This window comes from Microbispora sp. H13382 (genome assembly GCF_014161445.1).
Lineage (GTDB): Bacteria > Actinomycetota > Actinomycetes > Streptosporangiales > Streptosporangiaceae > Microbispora.
Genome location: NZ_JABBXA010000017.1, coordinates 120,290 through 136,671 on the forward strand (window position 1 = coordinate 120,290; position 16,382 = coordinate 136,671).

Below are 16,382 nucleotides of genomic sequence, written 5' to 3' on the forward strand. Positions count from 1 at the left end.
GCGGCGCGCGGCCCCGGGCGGAGTGTGGGGTGAACAGCACGGGTCCGGGCTGAAACACCCGGCGGGGGATGGCACGATGGATAGCACCCATGAGCCGTCCAGCCGGATGCGCGAGCGCGGCCGCCACACGGAGGCCGCGCCCAACTGCCGGGAGAGCACGGCCAGGCAACACCCCGCAAAGGAGCGGATAGACGTGGCCACCGTGCCCAGCGTGTCCTACTCGATCACTGTACGCCTCGAGGTGCCCGCAGGGGGCAAGGCGGTAAGCCTGCTCACCCACGCGGTGGAGAACGCGGGCGGCGTGGTGACCGCCCTCGACGTGACCAACGCGGGTCACGAGAAGCTCCGTATCGACGTGACGTGCGCGGCCAAGGACGCCGACCATGTGCAGGCGATCGTGGACAGCCTCGGCGCGGTCGAGGACGTCACGATCCACAAGGTCTCCGACCGGACCTTCCTCATGCACCTCGGCGGCAAGATCGAGATGCAGTCGAAGGTCCCGCTGCGCAACCGCGACGAGCTCTCGATGGCGTACACCCCGGGTGTGGCCCGGGTCAGCCTGGCGATCGCGCGCAACCCCGAGGACGCCCGCCGCCTCACGATCAAGCGGAACTCGGTCGCCGTCGTCACCGACGGCTCGGCCGTCCTCGGACTTGGCAACATCGGCCCCGCCGCCGCGCTGCCGGTGATGGAGGGCAAGGCCGCCCTGTTCAAGCGGTTCGCCGGCATCGACGCCTGGCCCATCTGCCTCGACACCCAGGACGTGGACGAGATCGTCGCGACCGTGCGCGCCATCGCGCCCGGCTTCGGCGGCATCAACCTCGAGGACATCTCGGCGCCGCGCTGCTTCGAGGTGGAGCGGCGGCTGCGTGAGCTGCTCGACATCCCGGTCTTCCACGACGACCAGCACGGCACCGCCATCTGCGTGCTCGCCGCGCTGACGAACGCGCTGAAGGTCGTCGGCAAGGAGCTCTCCGAGGTGCGGATCGCGATGGCCGGCGCCGGTGCGGCCGGCACCGCCGTCCTGCGTTTGCTGCTGGCGGCCGGGGCGCGGAACGTCGTCGTCTGCGACTACCTGGGCGCGGTGCACCTCGGCCGCGACGACCTCGACGACTCGCTGCGGTGGATCGCCGAGCACACCAACGGCGAGGGGTACGGCGGCGACCTGCGCGGCGCGGTCAAGGGCGCCGACGTCTTCATCGGAGTCTCCGCGCCGGGAATCCTCACCGGGGACGACGTCGCCGCAATGGCGAAGGACGCGGTGGTGTTCGCGCTGGCCAACCCCGAGCCGGAGGTCTCCCCCGACGACGCCCGCGAGCACGCGGCGGTCGTGGCGACGGGCCGGTCGGACTACCCCAACCAGATCAACAACGTGCTCGCGTTCCCGGGCGTGTTCCGCGGCCTGCTCGACGCCCAGGCGGACGGCGTGACACCGGAGATGCTCTTGGCGGCGGCGCGCGCGCTGGCCGCGGTCGTGACGAGCGAGGAGCTCGGCCCCAACTACATCATCCCGAGCGTCTTCCACCCCGACGTGGCCAACGCCGTGGCGGCCGCCGTACGGGAGTCGGCCGGGGGCAGGGCGCGCGGTTTCACCGAGGCCTGACCGGTCCTGCCTCGGTGACCACGCCGTCGCGTTAAGTAATATGAGGCGGCGAACCGGGGTCGGCGTGCACGAATCCGCAATCCTCCCTCATGATGGGATGTATGGCGGAAGCGATCTACGTCGGCGGGTTGCTCGTAGCGACGCCACTGCTCGACGACCCCAACTTCCGGCGTAGCGTGGTGCTCGTCCTGGAGCACGACGAAGACGGCGGCACTCTGGGCGTGGTGCTCAACCGGCCCAGCGAGATCGCCGTGACCCAGGTCCTGCCCTCCTGGGACGCCCTGGTCACGGGTCCTCCGGTGCTGTTCGAGGGCGGCCCGGTGCAGACGGACAGCGCGCTCGCGCTGGCCGTCGTGCTCAGCGGCGAGGAGCCGCTCGGCTGGCGCCGGCTGCAGGGCAGGGCCGCGGTCTCGCGCCTCGGCACGGTGGACCTCGACGCGCCACCGGAGATCCTCGCGGGGGAGATCTCCCAGATGCGGATCTTCGCGGGCTATGCGGGCTGGACCGCCGGACAGCTCGAGAACGAGCTTCAGGAGGGCGCCTGGTACGTCGTGGACTCCGAGCCGGGGGACACCTTCCATCCGAACCCGGCCACGCTCTGGCGCACCGTGTTACGCCGGCAGAAGGGGGATCTCGCGCTCGTCGCGACCTTCCCGGACGACCCCCTGCTCAACTGAGCCCCGGCACACCCTGCCCGGTGACACGCGGAGGCCGGGCGCGGGGAGCGCGCCCGGCCGTGGGTGAAACTCCGCGTCTCAGCTCGCGGTGCAGCTCACCGCCGGCACCGAGTTGGTGCCGTTCCAGGAGCCGAGGAACCCGAACGAGGTGGACGCTCCGGCGCCGAGGCCGCCGTTGTAGCTCACGTTCTTGGCGGTGATCGACGATCCGCTCGACGTCACCGTGGCGTTCCACGCCTGGGTGATCGTCTGGCCGTTCGCGTAGGTCCAGGTCACGGTCCAGCCCGAGACGGCACTGGAGCCGGCCTTGACGGTCACCTCGCCCTGGAAGCCGCCGCCCCACTGGTTGGTGACCTTGTACGTCGCCGAGCAGCCCTTGGCGCCGCCGCTCGGGGACGCGCTGGGCGAGGCACTGGGTGAGGCACTGGGGGAGGCGCTGGGAGACGCCGACGGGCTGGCGGACGGGCTCACCGGCGGCTGACCGCTGTAGATCGTCGCCTCCTTGGCGGTGGACTTGATGCCGTTGGCGCCGTTGAAGAGCCGCTGGCCCCACGAGGTGAGCTGGCTGACGTTGAAGTTCGTCACCTGGTCCAGGTATTCGACGCCGCCGCCGTTGCCGCTCCAGGACCAGCCGAGGTAGCCGACGCCCCGCGACTGGGCCTGCGCCATGATCGTGTCCTCGTCGGGGTCGCCGTCCGAGTGCATGTTGCCGAACTCGCCGATCACCAGCGGTAGCCCGGCGGTCTGGAACGCCTGGAGGTAGGCCGTGACCTCGGCCGCCGTGTCGAAGACGCCGTACATGTGGATCGAGAAGACGGTGTTCTTCTGGGGGTCGCCGGCGAAGATCGAGGCGGCGTTGTCACGCATGACGAACTGCCAGTCCTGGCCCCAGTTGGGCGCGTCGACCATCAGCATGTGCTGGAATCCGGCCGTCCGCATCCTGCTGATCGCGTTCTTGGTCGCGCTGGTCCAGGCGGACGGGTTGTTGTTGCCGTACGGCTCGTTGCCGATGTTGATGACGACGTAGTTCTCCTGGCCGGTCAGCACGCTCTTCAGGCCGACCCAGTAGTCCACGGCCTGGTCGAGCGTGTACGCGCCGCTCTGCTCGCCGTAGCCGGTGGTGTCGTGGTTCTCGAGCACGCAGATTAACCGGTTCTGCTTGCACAGCGAGATGACGTTGGAGACGTCGCTCGCCGAGTTGGCCGTCCAGCGTCCGCCGCTGAGCACGACGCGGACGGTGTTCGCGCCCAGCGACTTGATGTTCGCGAACGAGCTCGTCTGGCTCGCGTACCAGGTGTGCGCGTGGCTGGTGCCGCGCATCACGAAGTCGGTCCCGTTGGCTTCGAGGATCTTCGTGCCGCTGACGTGGAGTCCGGTGGCGGCCTGCGCGCTCTGGGTCATCGCGATCACCGACATCAGGAGGGCGAGGACGGCCGCGCCCGCGGCGATGAAACGTGTTCTCATTCTGTACCTCGGGTGGGGGGGATCGGCGCCGGTGGGAGCGCCGAACGCACCATAGGCGGGGGGAGCCGGAACCGTACAGCGAGCGCCCTCCGGGGCGATCGTCATCGGTTTGCTGCAACTGAACCGGTTCTGCTGTGTGGGCCACCCGGACCAGCGCGATCTCCCTTCGGGGGCTGTCGCCGGCGCCGTGAAACACCGATGAAACGTTCACCTGTCGTCGCGGCGATGCCGCCTCGCGTCTGTGCGTCTGTGCGGCTGTATGGCTGTGAGGCTGTGAGGCGAGTCGGGTGGTCTGTAGGGTCGGCTGCCGTGCCCGGTTTCGATGTGCCCGGCCGTGATGTGCCCGGCCCCGATACGCCCAGCCATGCGCCCACCGACATCGCCGCGCCCGTGGTGGACTGGGCGCCCCCTGGCGCCGTACGGTTCGCCGGCGGTGCGCCGGTCGCCCTGGTGGCGCCCGGCGCGGGGCTGACGTCGCTGCCCGCGGCGCTCGGCGACATGGTCACGCTGCGCCACGTAGACCTGGACGGGAACGCGCTCACGACGTTGCCCGGGTGGATCGCGCGTCTGGAGCGGCTGCGGGTCCTGCTGCTCTACGGCAACCGGATCGGGGCCCTCCCGCCCGAACTGGGCCGCCTCGTGTCGCTCGAACATCTCGGCGCCGGGCGCAACGCGCTGACCGCGGTGCCGGACACGCTGTGGCGGCTGAGCCGGCTGCGGTCGCTCGTCCTGGCGGAGAACGAGATCGCGGACCTTCCTCCCGGCCTGGGCCGGCTCCGCGAGCTGCGCATGCTCGACCTCGGCCACAACCGGCTGCGCGAGGTGCCCGCGGAGATCGGGGACCTGCCCTGCCTCACGGACTACCTCTACCTGAGCGACAACGGCTTCACGTCGGTGCCCGCCTCGCTGGGACGGCTCGACCGGCTCGGCTATCTCAACCTCGCCGAGAACCGGCTGGCCGCGCTGCCCGCGGAGATCGGCGGCATGACCGGCCTGCACGAGTTGCGCGTCCACGACAACCGGCTGACCGCGCTGCCGGACACGATCGGACGCCTGACCGGGCTGCGCGAGCTGCACCTGAGGAACAACCGCCTCGCGGCGCTGCCCGAGTCGATCGGCGGGCTGCGCGCGCTGCGCCACCTGGACCTGCGGGGCAATCCCCTGGAACGGCTGCCCGACTCCGTCGTCCGCCTGACGGACCTGACCCACCTGGACCTGCGGGCGACCCGCCTCGCCACGCTGCCCGGCGGGCTGGCGGAGCTGCCTCGGCTTGAGAAACTCGACCTGCGGTGGGTCAAGCTCGACGAGGTGCCCGCCTGCGTACGCCCGCTGCGCGAGCGAGGGTGCGTCGTCCTGCTCTGAGATGGTGCCGGGTGGCCTGCGGCCTGACGTCAGCTCGCGGCCGACGCCGACGCCGACGCCGGCTCCGGCTCCGGCTCCGGCTCCGCGGAGCCTACGGGCAGGTCCCAGCCGGGACGCAGGGAGCGCTCGGCCAGCGTGAGCAGGTCCTCGTACCGGCGTGCGAGGCCGTTGAGATCCTCCGTGGGCCCGTTCATGCAGAGCAGTCCGATGCTCACGAAGACCGACACGACGAGCTGCGACTGCAGGTCGTCGGGTGCCGTTCCCATCCTGCGGGCCACCTCGGCGACCAGCCTGCGCTCGTTCTCCCTGATCAGCCGCATGGCGCCCGCGAGCAGGGACGGAGTGGAGTGGACGAGCCGCTGGGCCTTCATGATCCTGCCCGCCTCGGCGCCGTCGATCTCTCGTAGGATGCCCAGCATGGCGCGCATCGACTGACTCAGCGCGGCGAACGGCGGCTCCGACAGCGGTCGTGCGACCAGTTCGGCGAGGAACATCTCCTGCTCGTCGGCGGTCAGGGAGAGCGCCACGTCCTCCTTGGAGGCGAAGTAGCGGAAGAAGGTCCTGGGCGAGACCTCCACTTCGGCCGCGATCTGGTCGATCGTCGTCGCCTCGTAGCCCTGGGAGAGGAAAAGGTCGAGGGCCGCGTCGATCAGGGCGTCCCGCGTCCGCTGCTTCTTGCGTTCGCGCAGACCCACGGCGGTCACCTCCTCGAAACTGTCGGTTCACAAACTCTCAGATGTCACCGTATGTCGGATAAAAGGATTTGTCATCTGTCATGGACTGACATAAATTACTGCAGGTCTACTCAGTGTCGCTAAGGGGGAACCTCCATGACTCAAGCCGTATCGGCGGTGGACGCCGACGCGCCTCCAGGACGGGGCCAGGGCCATCCGTGGCTCACACTGCTCGCCGTCTCGCTCGGCGTCATCATGGTCATGCTCGACGGCACGGTCGTGGCGATCGCGAACCCGGTCATCCAGGTCGAACTCAAGGCGACACTGGCCGACCTGCAGTGGGTGACCAGCGGTTACCTGCTCGCGCTGGCGGTCTTCCTGATCACGGCCGGCAAGCTCGGTGACCTCTTCGGGCACAAGCGGGTCTTCCTGATCGGCGTCGCCGGCTTCGCGCTGACCTCGCTCGCCATCGGCCTGTCGTCCTCGATCGGCATGCTGATCGCGCTGCGCGTGCTGCAGGGACTTTTCGGCGCGCTGCTGCAGCCCGCCGCGCTGGCGTTGCTCCGGTCGGCCTTCCCCGGCGAGAAGCTGAACATGGCCATGGGCGCGTGGGGTGCGATCATCGGTCTGTCGAGCGCGGGCGGCCCGATCATCGGCGGCCTGCTGGTGGAGAACGTGAGCTGGCAGTCGGTGTTCTTCATCAACGTGCCGGTCGGCGTGGTGGCTCTGGCGTTCGGGCTGTGGGCGCTGCGGGAGAGCAAGGCCAAGACGCTGTCCAGGGTCGACTGGCTCGGCGTCGTGCTGCTGTCCGGCGCGATGTTCGCGCTGGTGTGGGCCATCATCAAGGCTCCTGAGTGGGGCTGGGGCGACGCCAGGACGCTCGGCTTCCTCGCCGCGGCCGTGGTCGTCGGGGCCGTGTTCCTGTTCTGGCAGTCGAAGGCGCGCGAGCCGCTGCTGCAGCTGAGCCTGTTCCGCAACGCCTCGGTCTCGATCGGGACCGTCCTCATGATCCTCATGTCGTTCGCGATGTTCGGCGCGATGTTCTTTCTCACGTTCTTCTTCCAGGGCGTGCACGGGCTCACGCCGCTCGACTCCGGCCTGCGGATGCTGCCGATGAGCGCCGGCATGATCGTCGCCTCGCCCATCGCGGGCGTGCTCATCGGCAAGCTCGGCCCGAAGATCACCATCGCGGGCGGCATGGTGATCGCCGCCGTCGCCATGTTCCTCATGTCGCGGCTCGGCGTCGACGCGGCCTTCGCCGACACCGCGATCCCGTTCGTGCTGCTCGCGTTCGGCCTGTCGCCGGTGTTCGTCGGCGCCACCGAGATCATCGTGGGCAACGCCCCCGAGGAGCTGAGCGGCGTCGCGGGCGGCGTGCAGAACTCCGCGATGCAGGTCGGCGGCGCGCTCGGCACCGCCATCCTGGGCGCGGTCGTGTCCGCCAAGGTGGCCGACGTGCTGCCGGGCTACCTCGGCCCGGTGGCGCAGGCCGTCAAGCCCGCGGAGATGGAGGGGCTGAAGGCCCTGGCCTCGGTGGGCCAGGCCCCGCCCGGGCTCCCGGCCGAGGTGGCCAAGACGGTCGCCGACGCGGCGCACCTGTCCTTCATGGACGGCCTGCACCTCGGCTTCGTGGTGAGCACGGCGGTCGCCCTCGTCGCGGCGGCCCTGGCCCTGTTCGTCAAGGCCGGCCGCAAGACCGAGGGCGCCCCGGTCCACGTGGGCTGAGGTCCGTTTCCTCCCGTACGGCTCCCGCCACTCCGGCGGGAGCCGTACTCGTGTACGGGTCGGGAGCGCCCGCCCGCTCAGTAGACTTGGTATCCGTGAGCGGCACGAAGATTCTTCCCGAGAGCGACGTAACACCCCGGCTCTCGCACGGCGACGGTGACCACGAGCGCTTCTCGCACTTCGCCGACAAGAACAAGATCACTGAGAGCTACGTGACCGGCGCGCCGGTGCGGGCCCTGTGCGGCAAGGTCTGGGTGCCCAGCCGCGACCCGAAGAAGTACCCGGTCTGTCCGGAGTGCAAGGAGATCTACGAGGGGCTGCCCAAGGGCGAACCGTCCGGCGAGTGAGTGTCGATACGGGATCATCACGTTCCCCGCGGCTAGGGTCTGCCTTCTGACCAGCCGTATCGGGGGAACGAATGGTTCGGCGACCCATCGCCGTCTTCCTTGCATGCCTTTACGCGCTGGGCGGCGCCTGCGCCGCCCCGGCGTCCGCCGCCTCCCGGGCGACCGGGGGTCACGCCGGCACCGGAATGCGCGGTTCGCCGGCCTCGCGGCCGGACGCCTGTCTCGCCCGCCACGCCGTACCGCAGCGCCGGCACGGCGTGGGCGGGCTCACCCACGCGCTGGAGCCGCGTGAGCCCGGCCCCGACGAGGTCGCCCGGATGTCGGCCGACCTGGCACGCAGGCTCGGGTCGGCGCAGCGGGACGACACCGCGGGGCGGGATGACACAGCGCGGCGGGATGACACCGCGCGGCGGGATGACACCGCGCGGCGGGGGAGTGCTCCCGGCACCCTTGAGCGGATCACCGTTCCGGTGTGGGTGCACATCATCAGGGACCGCGCGCTCGGCCTGCCCGACGCCGCCGTCTCCCGGCAGATCGCCGTGCTGAACACGGCCTACTCGGGCGGGTACGGCGGGGCCGACACCGGCGTGCGCTTCGAGCTCAAGGGCATCACGCACACCGACAACAGGAGCTGGTTCCGCGACCCCATCGGCTACGAGGAGCCGATGAAGAAGAAGCTGCGGGCCGGGGGTCCGGAAACGCTCAACCTGTACATCGCGCAGCTGAGCCGGCTCGTGCTCGGCTACTCCACCTACCCGTACTGGTACGCCGACGAGCCCGTGCTGGACGGCGTGGTGATCGACTGGCGGAGCGTCCCGGGCGGCCCGCTGCGCGACTTCGCCAGAGGCTTCACGGCCGTGCACGAGATCGGCCACTGGCTCGGCCTGCTGCACACCTTCGAGAACGGCTGCAAGGCCCCCGGCGACTCGGTGGACGACACCCCGGCCGAGGCGTACCCGACGAACGGCTGCCCCTCGAAGAAGGACACCTGCCCCGCCCCGGGCGGCGACCCGGTCCACAACTTCATGGACTACGCCCAGGATCGCTGCATGCGCGAGTTCACGGCGGGCCAGGGCGTACGCGTCCACCAGATGTGGGACGCCTACCGCCGCCCGGCGCCGCGGGGAGCCGGCGCGGGGCCGCAGAAGGCCGCCGCGAGCATCGAGGGGCCCGCCTCGGACGGCGCCGACGACGGCGTGCCGAGCGCCGTCCAGGGCGGTGAGGAGCCGGTCATGGAGGTCCAGGGCGATGCGCGAGGTACGGGGCGATGACGAATCGGCCGTGAGCCGTTGACGTGGCGGCGCGGGTGTGAGAGTAACTCCACAGCAGCGTTCATGGTCACGAAGCCTCGCGTCCGGCCCTGAGCGCCGAGTCACTCGCCGGTTCCGTCCCACGCGCGCCCGGCCATGCCGCCCGGGGAGGCTTTGTGGATGACCAGTGGATGCGCCGGGTCTGGCCCCCCACCGAGGAGGAGCCCCCGCCGTCCGAGGAGGGCCCCACTCGCCCGTACGGCGCCCCGGGCGGGCCGCCGTCGTCCCCGCAGTGGCCCTCACGCCCATACGGCGGACGGGAGGCCGAGGGGGCCGAGGAGGACAGCTTCACCCGTGCGTACCGCCTGCCCGGCGACGTGACGGAGGAGAGGCGTGGGCGTTCCGGCCCGGTGCAAGGGGGCTTCGCCACCCGCCCCTACCTCATGCCGGACAGAGGCGAGGCGGGGCAGGAGGGCAGGCGCCCAGCGGAGCGGCCCGAGGCGACGGGGGGTGCCGGAGGAGGTCTCACCCGTGCGTACCGTCTGCCCGGCGACGCGACGCCGGAAGGGCCGGCGCATTCCGGAGCAGCCGGGGAGGCCGAAGAGGGCTTCCCACGTGCCTACCGCCTGCCCGGCGAGGTGACGCCGGAAGGGCCTGTCCATCCGGGAACCGAGGGCCCCGGAGGGGGCTTCACCCGTCCGTACGGCGCGCCGGTCTCGGAGAGGCGATCGGCGGACCGCCCGGTGTGGCCCTCGCTGGGCCTGGAGCCCGCGAAGCCCGAGGACGACCTGCCTCCCTCGGCGCGCCGCTACCGCGCGCCCGAAACGCCGCCGCGCCGGATGCCCCGCTGGTTACAGCGCCTTCTCGTCGGCGGCCTCGCGCTGGTCTGCTCGGCCGCCGTCATCGGCGCGGTGGTGGTCACGGTCCTGCACCGGGCCGAGAGCGCGCCTCCCACGATGATCCACGACCAGATCGCGGGAGTCGCCTACACGCTGCCGCCCGAGTGGCGGGAGGGCGTGGTCGCACCCGTGACCGGCTTCACCTCATCCGCCGCGCGCGGGGACAGCGCGACGGTCATGGCCCGGCCCGGCGACCGGGTGGACCCGCCCAACCTGCGCTCGGCCGTCATCGACCTGGCCGATCTCTACACCCAGCTGCTGCTGCACGGCGACAAGGTCGAGGTGCTCGACGACCGCGCGGTCACCGTCGGCGGGCGGCCGGGCCACACCCGCGCCGTACGCGCCGAGTACACCGACGTCGTCAACGAGCCGGCCTTCATGCGGGTGACCCTGCTGACCCGGCCGGACGGCGGCAGCACGGTCCTGCTCGGGCTGGCCCATCCCGACGATCCCCGGTCGCGCGCCGAGATCGAGGGCCTGATGTGGGGAGCCCGCTGAGCCGCGCTTGTCCTCCTGCCGCCCTCTGCCGGAACTCTGGCGGCGTGCCCTCCGCGCCGGCCCATCCTTTCCGGGCGAATGACACTATCGGTCCCTATCGGTGGCAGTAATGGCAACAGGGGAGACAGTCGGTCGTTCCGGTCCTGATTCGCGCCCGCGTACGTCCCGTTCATTGCCAGTATGAAAGTACAAAAGACCGCTCGGAGTGCTCTAAGGCGAGATAGCTAGGCGTGTCCGTATTTGTGGGGCGGCTTGGAGATAGGTGTAACATCTGTTTGCCGGTATCCGATAAGTGGCTCGCTGCCCGCGTTTCCCCCGACAGGTATTTTCGATGTCGCATCGCACGAAAACGCGGTGACCCGGAAAGACCAATTCTCTCACTATGGGGGGGAAATCAAATTGATTTCTCGTAGGAGCAGCTCGGCCTCTGGTTCGCGTGGCGCCGGTCGCCTGCTGATGTGGTCCGCCGCGGCAGCGGTGACCTGCGCGACCGTGGGGCTCTCGGGCGCGGTCGCGGCGAGCGCGGCCCCGGCGAAGGCCTCCCCCGCCACGCAGGCGGTGACGAGCCCGGCCGGGGACAAGGACAAGGACAAGGAGAAGATCCCCTACCCGCGCCTCGACACCACGAATATCATCACTTCCTTCACCACCACCGGTGCCACCCCCACTGTTCCGACGAACTCGAGGACTTACACGGGCTCCGCCCGCAGGGGTCACGTCTGGATCAACGACACCACGGGGTGGAGGGACATCACCTCGGTGTTCCCGGCAGGCTTCTACTACGACATCAGCCTGGCTGCGGCACCCAGCACGCCTCGCGGCGCGGAGGCGGCCCCTCTCGTGCTTGGAGCCACGGGTATTCCCGCCGGCCTCCTGAGGGTCACCGTCCGACGGGCGGACGGCGTCATTTACCGATCCGACTGCACCGTCACTGACGTCAGCGGTACCAACGCCGCTGGCACAGGCACGGCCCGGTCACTGGCCAACATCACCTGCGGCCCTTCCGCCACGGTCTGACAATTTCCACATCCAGGTAGCGAATGAGGGCGGACGGCCTCGGGAGCGTCAGCTTCCGGGGCTGTCCGCCCTCGTGCGCCAAGGCGCCGGCGCACGAGGATCCGGCTACCGTCGTCTACCGGCCCAGCGCGCTTCACGTCCCGGATCCCACGGCGACGCGGAGATCGCCGCGGTGAGCCGGGCCGGCGTGGCAGAGTGTCGGCGACTCCATGTGTGCAGCGCCACACCGGGTGATTTCGGGCCGCCTCGCGTGTGCGGGACACGTCCTGTCGGTCGGGCGGGCTAGTCTGAATCCACTGTGAGGGAGCGAACCGATAGAGACACGAGTGTTCCGACGAGTTCGGGGAGGCGTCGTTGAGCGTTTCGGCCGCGTCCCACCTCTCCCCGTCCTACCCCGACAGAGCCGCCTGGGGCACCGCCCCGAAGCTGCGCGCCTGGCAGCAGCAGGCCTTCGACCTCTACTTCAGCCGTGAGCCGCGCGACTTCCTGACCGTCGCCACCCCCGGCGCCGGAAAGACGACGTACGCGCTGCGGATCGCCAGCGAGCTGCTCAGCCGCGGCGTCGTGCGCGCCCTGACGATCGTCACCCCCACCGAGCACCTCAAGCGGCAGTGGGCCGACGCCGCGGCCAAGGTCGGGATCAGCATCGACCCCGAGTTCAAGAACAGCCAGGGCGCCACCTCGCGTGACTACGTCGGCGTCGCCGTGACGTACGCGCAGATCGCGATGCACCCGGCGCTGCACCGGGCCCGCACCGAGGCGCGCAAGACCCTGGTGATCTTCGACGAGATCCACCACGCCGGCGACGCCAAGTCGTGGGGCGACGGCGTCCGCGAGGCGTTCGAGCCCGCGACCAGGCGGCTGGCGCTGACCGGCACGCCGTTCCGGTCCGACGAGAGCCCGATCCCGTTCGTCACCTACGTCGAGGACGGCGAGGGGGCGATGCGGAGCGTCTCCGACTACTCCTACGGGTACGGCCCGGCCCTGGCCGACGGCGTCGTCCGGCCGGTCATCTTCCTGGCGTACTCGGGGGAGATGAAGTGGCGCACGCGCGCGGGCGACGAGATCGCCGCCACGCTCGGCACGCCGCTGACCAAGGACCAGCTCTCGCAGGCGTGGCGGGCCGCCCTCGACCCGAAGGGCGACTGGATCCGCCAGGTCATCCACGCGGCCGACCGGCGCCTGACGGAGGTGCGGCGGGGCGTGCCCGACGCGGGCGGGCTGGTCATCGCCTCCGACCATGAGGCGGCCCGCGCCTACGCCCGGCACATCCGCACGGTTACCGGCGAGGGCGCCGAGGTCGTGCTCTCCGACGACCCGGGCGCGTCCAAGAAGATCAAGGACTTCGGCACCTCCGACCGGCGCTGGCTGGTCGCGGTCCGGATGGTCTCCGAGGGCGTCGACATTCCCCGGCTGTGCGTAGGGGTCTACGCCACAAGTACCTCGACCCCGCTGTTCTTCGCCCAGGCCGTCGGGCGTTTCGTCCGCGCCCGCAAGCGGGGGGAGACCGCGTCGGTCTTCCTGCCCTCGGTGCCCGTCCTCATGGGCCTGGCGGGCGAGATGGAGGAAGAGCGCGACCACGTGCTGGGCCGTCGTCGCGACGAGGACGGCCTCGACGACCTGCTGCTGGAGCAGGCCCAGCAGGAGAAGAAGCAGCCCGACGCGCTCGGCGACGAACTGCCCTTCCAGACGCTGGAGGCCTCGGCGACCTTCGACCGGGTGCTGTTCGACGGCGGCGAGTTCGGCACCGCCGCCGCACCCGGCTCGCCGGAGGAGGAGGACTTCATCGGCCTGCCCGGCCTGCTGGAGCCCGACCAGGTGGCCTCACTGCTGCGCAAGCGCCAGGCCGATCAGCAGGCGGCCAAGCGCAAGACCAAGAAGAGCGAGGAGTCCGCCCCGGCTCTCGCGCCGCACGAGCAGCTCGCCGAGCTCCGCAAAGAGCTGAACGGGCTCGTCGGCGCGTGGAACCACCGCACCGGCCAGCCGCACGGCGTCATCCACGCCGAGTTGCGCCGGGCCTGCGGCGGCCCCGCCATCGCCCAGGCGACGGCGGAACAGGTCCGCGAGCGCATCGCCATGCTCCGCAAATGGGCCACCCAGCGCAGGTGACCCCGCCGTCGTCCGACCCGCGCGGTACGGCTTTGCGCGTGGTCCGGCGGAGTACGCCGAGGAGCTGTCCGGGTGTCTCCTGACGGCACGCCGCCCAATCGAGGACGGATCGCGGCTCGCCGGTCCCTTGCGGGGCGGTGAGCCGCGCGTGTCTTCGCCCCGGCTACCGGAGCAGGCCAGGAGGACCTGCGGCAACACGCCTCGCGTCCGGGGCGCTACCTGGGCTCAACCGTCGGGCTCCGGATTCCGGCCGGGGGTGCCGATCAGGCGGATGCCTCCGTCTGGACGTCCTCGGCATGCTCCACGCGCCGAGGGTCCGGCCGGTTGACGAGGTTGCTCATCCGTACCTGGGCGTACACGTCCTCCAACCGGGTCAGGACCGACTTGAACATCGTCCTGTTCAAGTCGGTCATCCTGCCGATGTGGTCGGCCATGCCGTCGACCTGTTCCATCATCGTGGTCAACTGGCCGCTCATCGCGTCGACCCGGGTGGTGAGGCCGTCCACCCGGCCGGTCAGGGTCCCGACCTGGTCGGTGAGACCGTCGACGTGGGTGGTGAGGCCGTCGACACGGACGGTGAGCACGTTGACCTGTCCGGTGAGGGTGTCGACCCGGTTGGTGAGTGTGTCCACGCGCGTGGTGAGGCCGTCCACCCGGCCGGTCAGGACCTCGACCTGTCCCCCGAGGGTCTCGACCTGCCCGGTGAGGGTGTCCACCCGGCCGGTCAGGGTGTCGACCCGACTGCTGAGTTCGTCGATGCGGCCGTCCACGCGACCGATCTCGTGGTCCAACCGGTCGAACCGGCGGTTGGCGGCGGCCATCTGGTTCCTGAGGACGCTGATGTCCGTTCTCGTCTGCTCGCCGATCTGCTCGACCCGCGTGAGTCGCTCGCTTATCGCGTCGACCTTGACCCAGATCATTTGCTGGGCGTCGTAGGCGCGTATGGTCGCATCCAGACGGCTGCTCTTGCCGAGATCCATCACTTCTTGCTCCAGAAGTTCGACGCGTTCCTCGATCGTCAACATGCGTGTCCTCCGATGCCGATCGCAGCGTAGCCGAGGCTCGCTGGAGGGAAAGTGAGAGCGCTGCGGGTGCGCGGAGGTAATTGCTATCAGTTCGGAGGCCGTCGGGATGGGAGTGTTCAAGGCGGATTTTTTGAGGCTCCGTCAGTGGGGTGAGGAATTTCGCTACCGGGGTGACGCATATTCACCTGGCTCCGCGTGTCCTGTGCACAATGTCATCATTTCCCGTGATTCTTGAACGGCTCATTCTCAACCTTGCCACGGGGCGCGCTATGAGGCGCGGGAGCGCAACGGGATCTTGTCGCCGGTCTGGCCGTTGATCGCCACATAGCGGCGGTGCTGCCGGGTGACCGGGCTGAGCCGGAGGCTGAGGGAGGCCGTTCCCTGCTCCACGCGCACGGGCACGTTGTGCGCTCCCTCGGGGTGCCGCGCCTCGGCGCCCTCCTGGACCCAGATGCGCAGCCGGTGCCCGGCCTGGTGAACGGCCACCGTCGCGGTGTCGCACTGCGCGGGCGACGCGGGCCAGTACACCGTGAGGCCCTGCAGGGCCCTGCCGCGGAACGACAGTCGTACGGCCTCGGGCTCGGGGATGCGGGGATCACAGGCGGGAGAGCCGGTCGGGACCGGAGACGGCGGCGCGACCGCATCGGTGGAGGGCCGCACGCCCGCCGGCCGGCCGGCGTCGGTGTGAGGGGCGCGGACGGCGACCGTCTGGGCGGGGGTCCGGGCGGCCCTTTGGGTGAACCCCACGACCATCGTGGCCGCCTGCAGGGCCGCGAGCGTGAGCGCGCCCGTGACGCGGAGCAGGCCCCGGTGGCCGCGGCCGAAGAGCAGCCAGACGCAGACCGGGGTCAGGACGAGCCAGGTGAGGCCGAGCAGGAACGCGAACATCGGGGCCGCCAATCCACGAAGTGGTCGTCGCTCTGGGCAATACACCGATGACTCTACGTGGTGAAGGCGTTGGCATCCGATTCCGCGCGGTCGTGTCCCCGCACACGATTCACGGGTGCGGCGGCCGGGCCGGGTCGCCGGTCATGCCCCCGACGTCGTCGCCGTCCACCGGACTGCCTGCCGGCCCGTCGGGAGTGCCCGGGCCGGGGATCGACGTCGCGGGTCAGGAGCGGAGGACGGGCTCCCCGGTGAGCTCCACCCCGGCCTCCGCGAGGCGGGCGAGCGCCGACTCCGTCGTCTCCCGGGCCACGCCCGCGGTCAGGTCCAGCAGGACCCGTACGGTGAAGCCGCCGGCCGCCGCGTCGAGGGCGGTGGCCCGCACGCAGTGGTCGGTGGCGATCCCGACGACGTCCACGGCCTCCACGCCGCGTTCGCGCAGCCAGGCGGCCAAGCCCACGCCGTCCCCGGTGGCGCCTTCGAACCCGCTGTAGGCCGCCTGCCGGGCGCCCTTGCTGAAGACCTCCTCGACCTTCGCGGTGTCGAAGGCCGGGTGGAAGTCCGCGCCGGAGGTGCCGACCACGCAGTGCGGCGGCCACGAGTCGACGTAGTCGGGCTCGGCGGCGAAGTGGGCCCCCGGATCGACGTGGTAGTCGCGGGTGGCGACCACGTGGTCGTAGGCGTGCTCCTGGACGTGCCGGCTGATCGCGGCGGCCACCTCGGCGCCGCCGCCGACCGGCAGGCTGCCGCCCTCGCAGAAGTCGTTCTGCACGTCCACGATGACGAGCGCGGTCTTCATGGGATCACCTCACAGTGGCGATCGCGGAAGACCGGCGTCGTCCTCATG

At 70.6% G+C, this 16,382-nt stretch carries 14 protein-coding genes; 9 read left to right on the plus strand and 5 right to left on the minus strand.

Annotated elements, in window-relative coordinates:
• The first annotated feature begins 193 nt into the window (after window positions 1-193).
• On the plus strand, window positions 194-1,603 hold the full coding sequence (locus tag HHX41_RS28605) for an NAD-dependent malic enzyme (RefSeq protein ID WP_182908478.1): 1,410 nt from the start codon (window positions 194-196) through the stop codon (window positions 1,601-1,603).
• A gap of 101 nt (window positions 1,604-1,704) precedes the next feature.
• The gene (locus HHX41_RS28610; protein ID WP_079315330.1) at window positions 1,705-2,280 is read left to right on the plus strand and encodes a YqgE/AlgH family protein; all 576 of its coding nucleotides are present in this window, start codon (window positions 1,705-1,707) and stop codon (window positions 2,278-2,280) included.
• Between the two features lie 78 nt (window positions 2,281-2,358).
• Here the strand turns inward: HHX41_RS28610 and HHX41_RS28615 are convergent, their stop codons facing one another.
• Window positions 2,359-3,744, minus strand: a complete 1,386-nt coding sequence (locus HHX41_RS28615) for a cellulase family glycosylhydrolase (protein WP_182908427.1) — start codon at window positions 3,742-3,744, stop codon at window positions 2,359-2,361.
• Window positions 3,745-4,053: 309 nt separating this feature from the next.
• Here HHX41_RS28615 and HHX41_RS28620 point away from each other — a divergent pair, with 309 nt between their 5' ends.
• Window positions 4,054-5,106: a leucine-rich repeat domain-containing protein gene (locus HHX41_RS28620; protein WP_310742221.1), complete on the plus strand. Its 1,053-nt coding sequence runs from the start codon at window positions 4,054-4,056 to the stop codon at window positions 5,104-5,106.
• 29 nt (window positions 5,107-5,135) lie between these two features.
• On the opposite strand, the gene HHX41_RS28625 is transcribed toward HHX41_RS28620, so the two are convergent.
• Window positions 5,136-5,810: a TetR family transcriptional regulator gene (locus HHX41_RS28625; RefSeq protein WP_182908428.1), complete on the minus strand. Its 675-nt coding sequence runs from the start codon at window positions 5,808-5,810 to the stop codon at window positions 5,136-5,138.
• A 126-nt stretch (window positions 5,811-5,936) separates the two neighbouring features.
• On the opposite strand from HHX41_RS28625, the gene HHX41_RS28630 reads away from it, so the two are divergent.
• From HHX41_RS28630 to HHX41_RS28655, 6 genes are all read left to right on the plus strand, one after another.
• Complete coding sequence (locus HHX41_RS28630; protein ID WP_182908429.1) at window positions 5,937-7,505, plus strand: DHA2 family efflux MFS transporter permease subunit; 1,569 nt, start codon at window positions 5,937-5,939, stop codon at window positions 7,503-7,505.
• A gap of 86 nt (window positions 7,506-7,591) precedes the next feature.
• Window positions 7,592-7,852: a DUF3039 domain-containing protein gene (locus HHX41_RS28635; RefSeq protein ID WP_030510937.1), complete on the plus strand. Its 261-nt coding sequence runs from the start codon at window positions 7,592-7,594 to the stop codon at window positions 7,850-7,852.
• Window positions 7,853-7,923: 71 nt separating this feature from the next.
• Window positions 7,924-9,123, plus strand: a complete 1,200-nt coding sequence (locus tag HHX41_RS28640) for a zinc metalloprotease (protein WP_259401380.1) — start codon at window positions 7,924-7,926, stop codon at window positions 9,121-9,123.
• A 155-nt stretch (window positions 9,124-9,278) separates the two neighbouring features.
• Window positions 9,279-10,499 (plus strand): hypothetical protein, encoded by a 1,221-nt coding sequence (locus HHX41_RS28645; RefSeq protein ID WP_182908430.1) that lies wholly within the window; start codon window positions 9,279-9,281, stop codon window positions 10,497-10,499.
• Between the two features lie 354 nt (window positions 10,500-10,853).
• Entirely contained in the window at window positions 10,854-11,516 is a 663-nt protein-coding gene (locus HHX41_RS28650; protein WP_169981996.1) for a hypothetical protein, read from the plus strand.
• Between the two features lie 354 nt (window positions 11,517-11,870).
• Entirely contained in the window at window positions 11,871-13,625 is a 1,755-nt protein-coding gene (locus tag HHX41_RS28655) for a DEAD/DEAH box helicase (protein ID WP_182908431.1), read from the plus strand.
• A gap of 263 nt (window positions 13,626-13,888) precedes the next feature.
• Here the strand turns inward: HHX41_RS28655 and HHX41_RS28660 are convergent, their stop codons facing one another.
• From HHX41_RS28660 to HHX41_RS28670, 3 genes are all read right to left on the minus strand, one after another.
• On the minus strand, window positions 13,889-14,650 hold the full coding sequence (locus HHX41_RS28660) for a hypothetical protein (protein WP_182908432.1): 762 nt from the start codon (window positions 14,648-14,650) through the stop codon (window positions 13,889-13,891).
• Window positions 14,651-14,917: 267 nt separating this feature from the next.
• Complete coding sequence (locus HHX41_RS28665) at window positions 14,918-15,538, minus strand: hypothetical protein (protein ID WP_182908433.1); 621 nt, start codon at window positions 15,536-15,538, stop codon at window positions 14,918-14,920.
• Window positions 15,539-15,761: 223 nt separating this feature from the next.
• The gene (locus tag HHX41_RS28670; RefSeq protein WP_182908434.1) at window positions 15,762-16,334 is read right to left on the minus strand and encodes a nicotinamidase; all 573 of its coding nucleotides are present in this window, start codon (window positions 16,332-16,334) and stop codon (window positions 15,762-15,764) included.
• Between the last annotated feature and the right edge of the window lie 48 nt (window positions 16,335-16,382).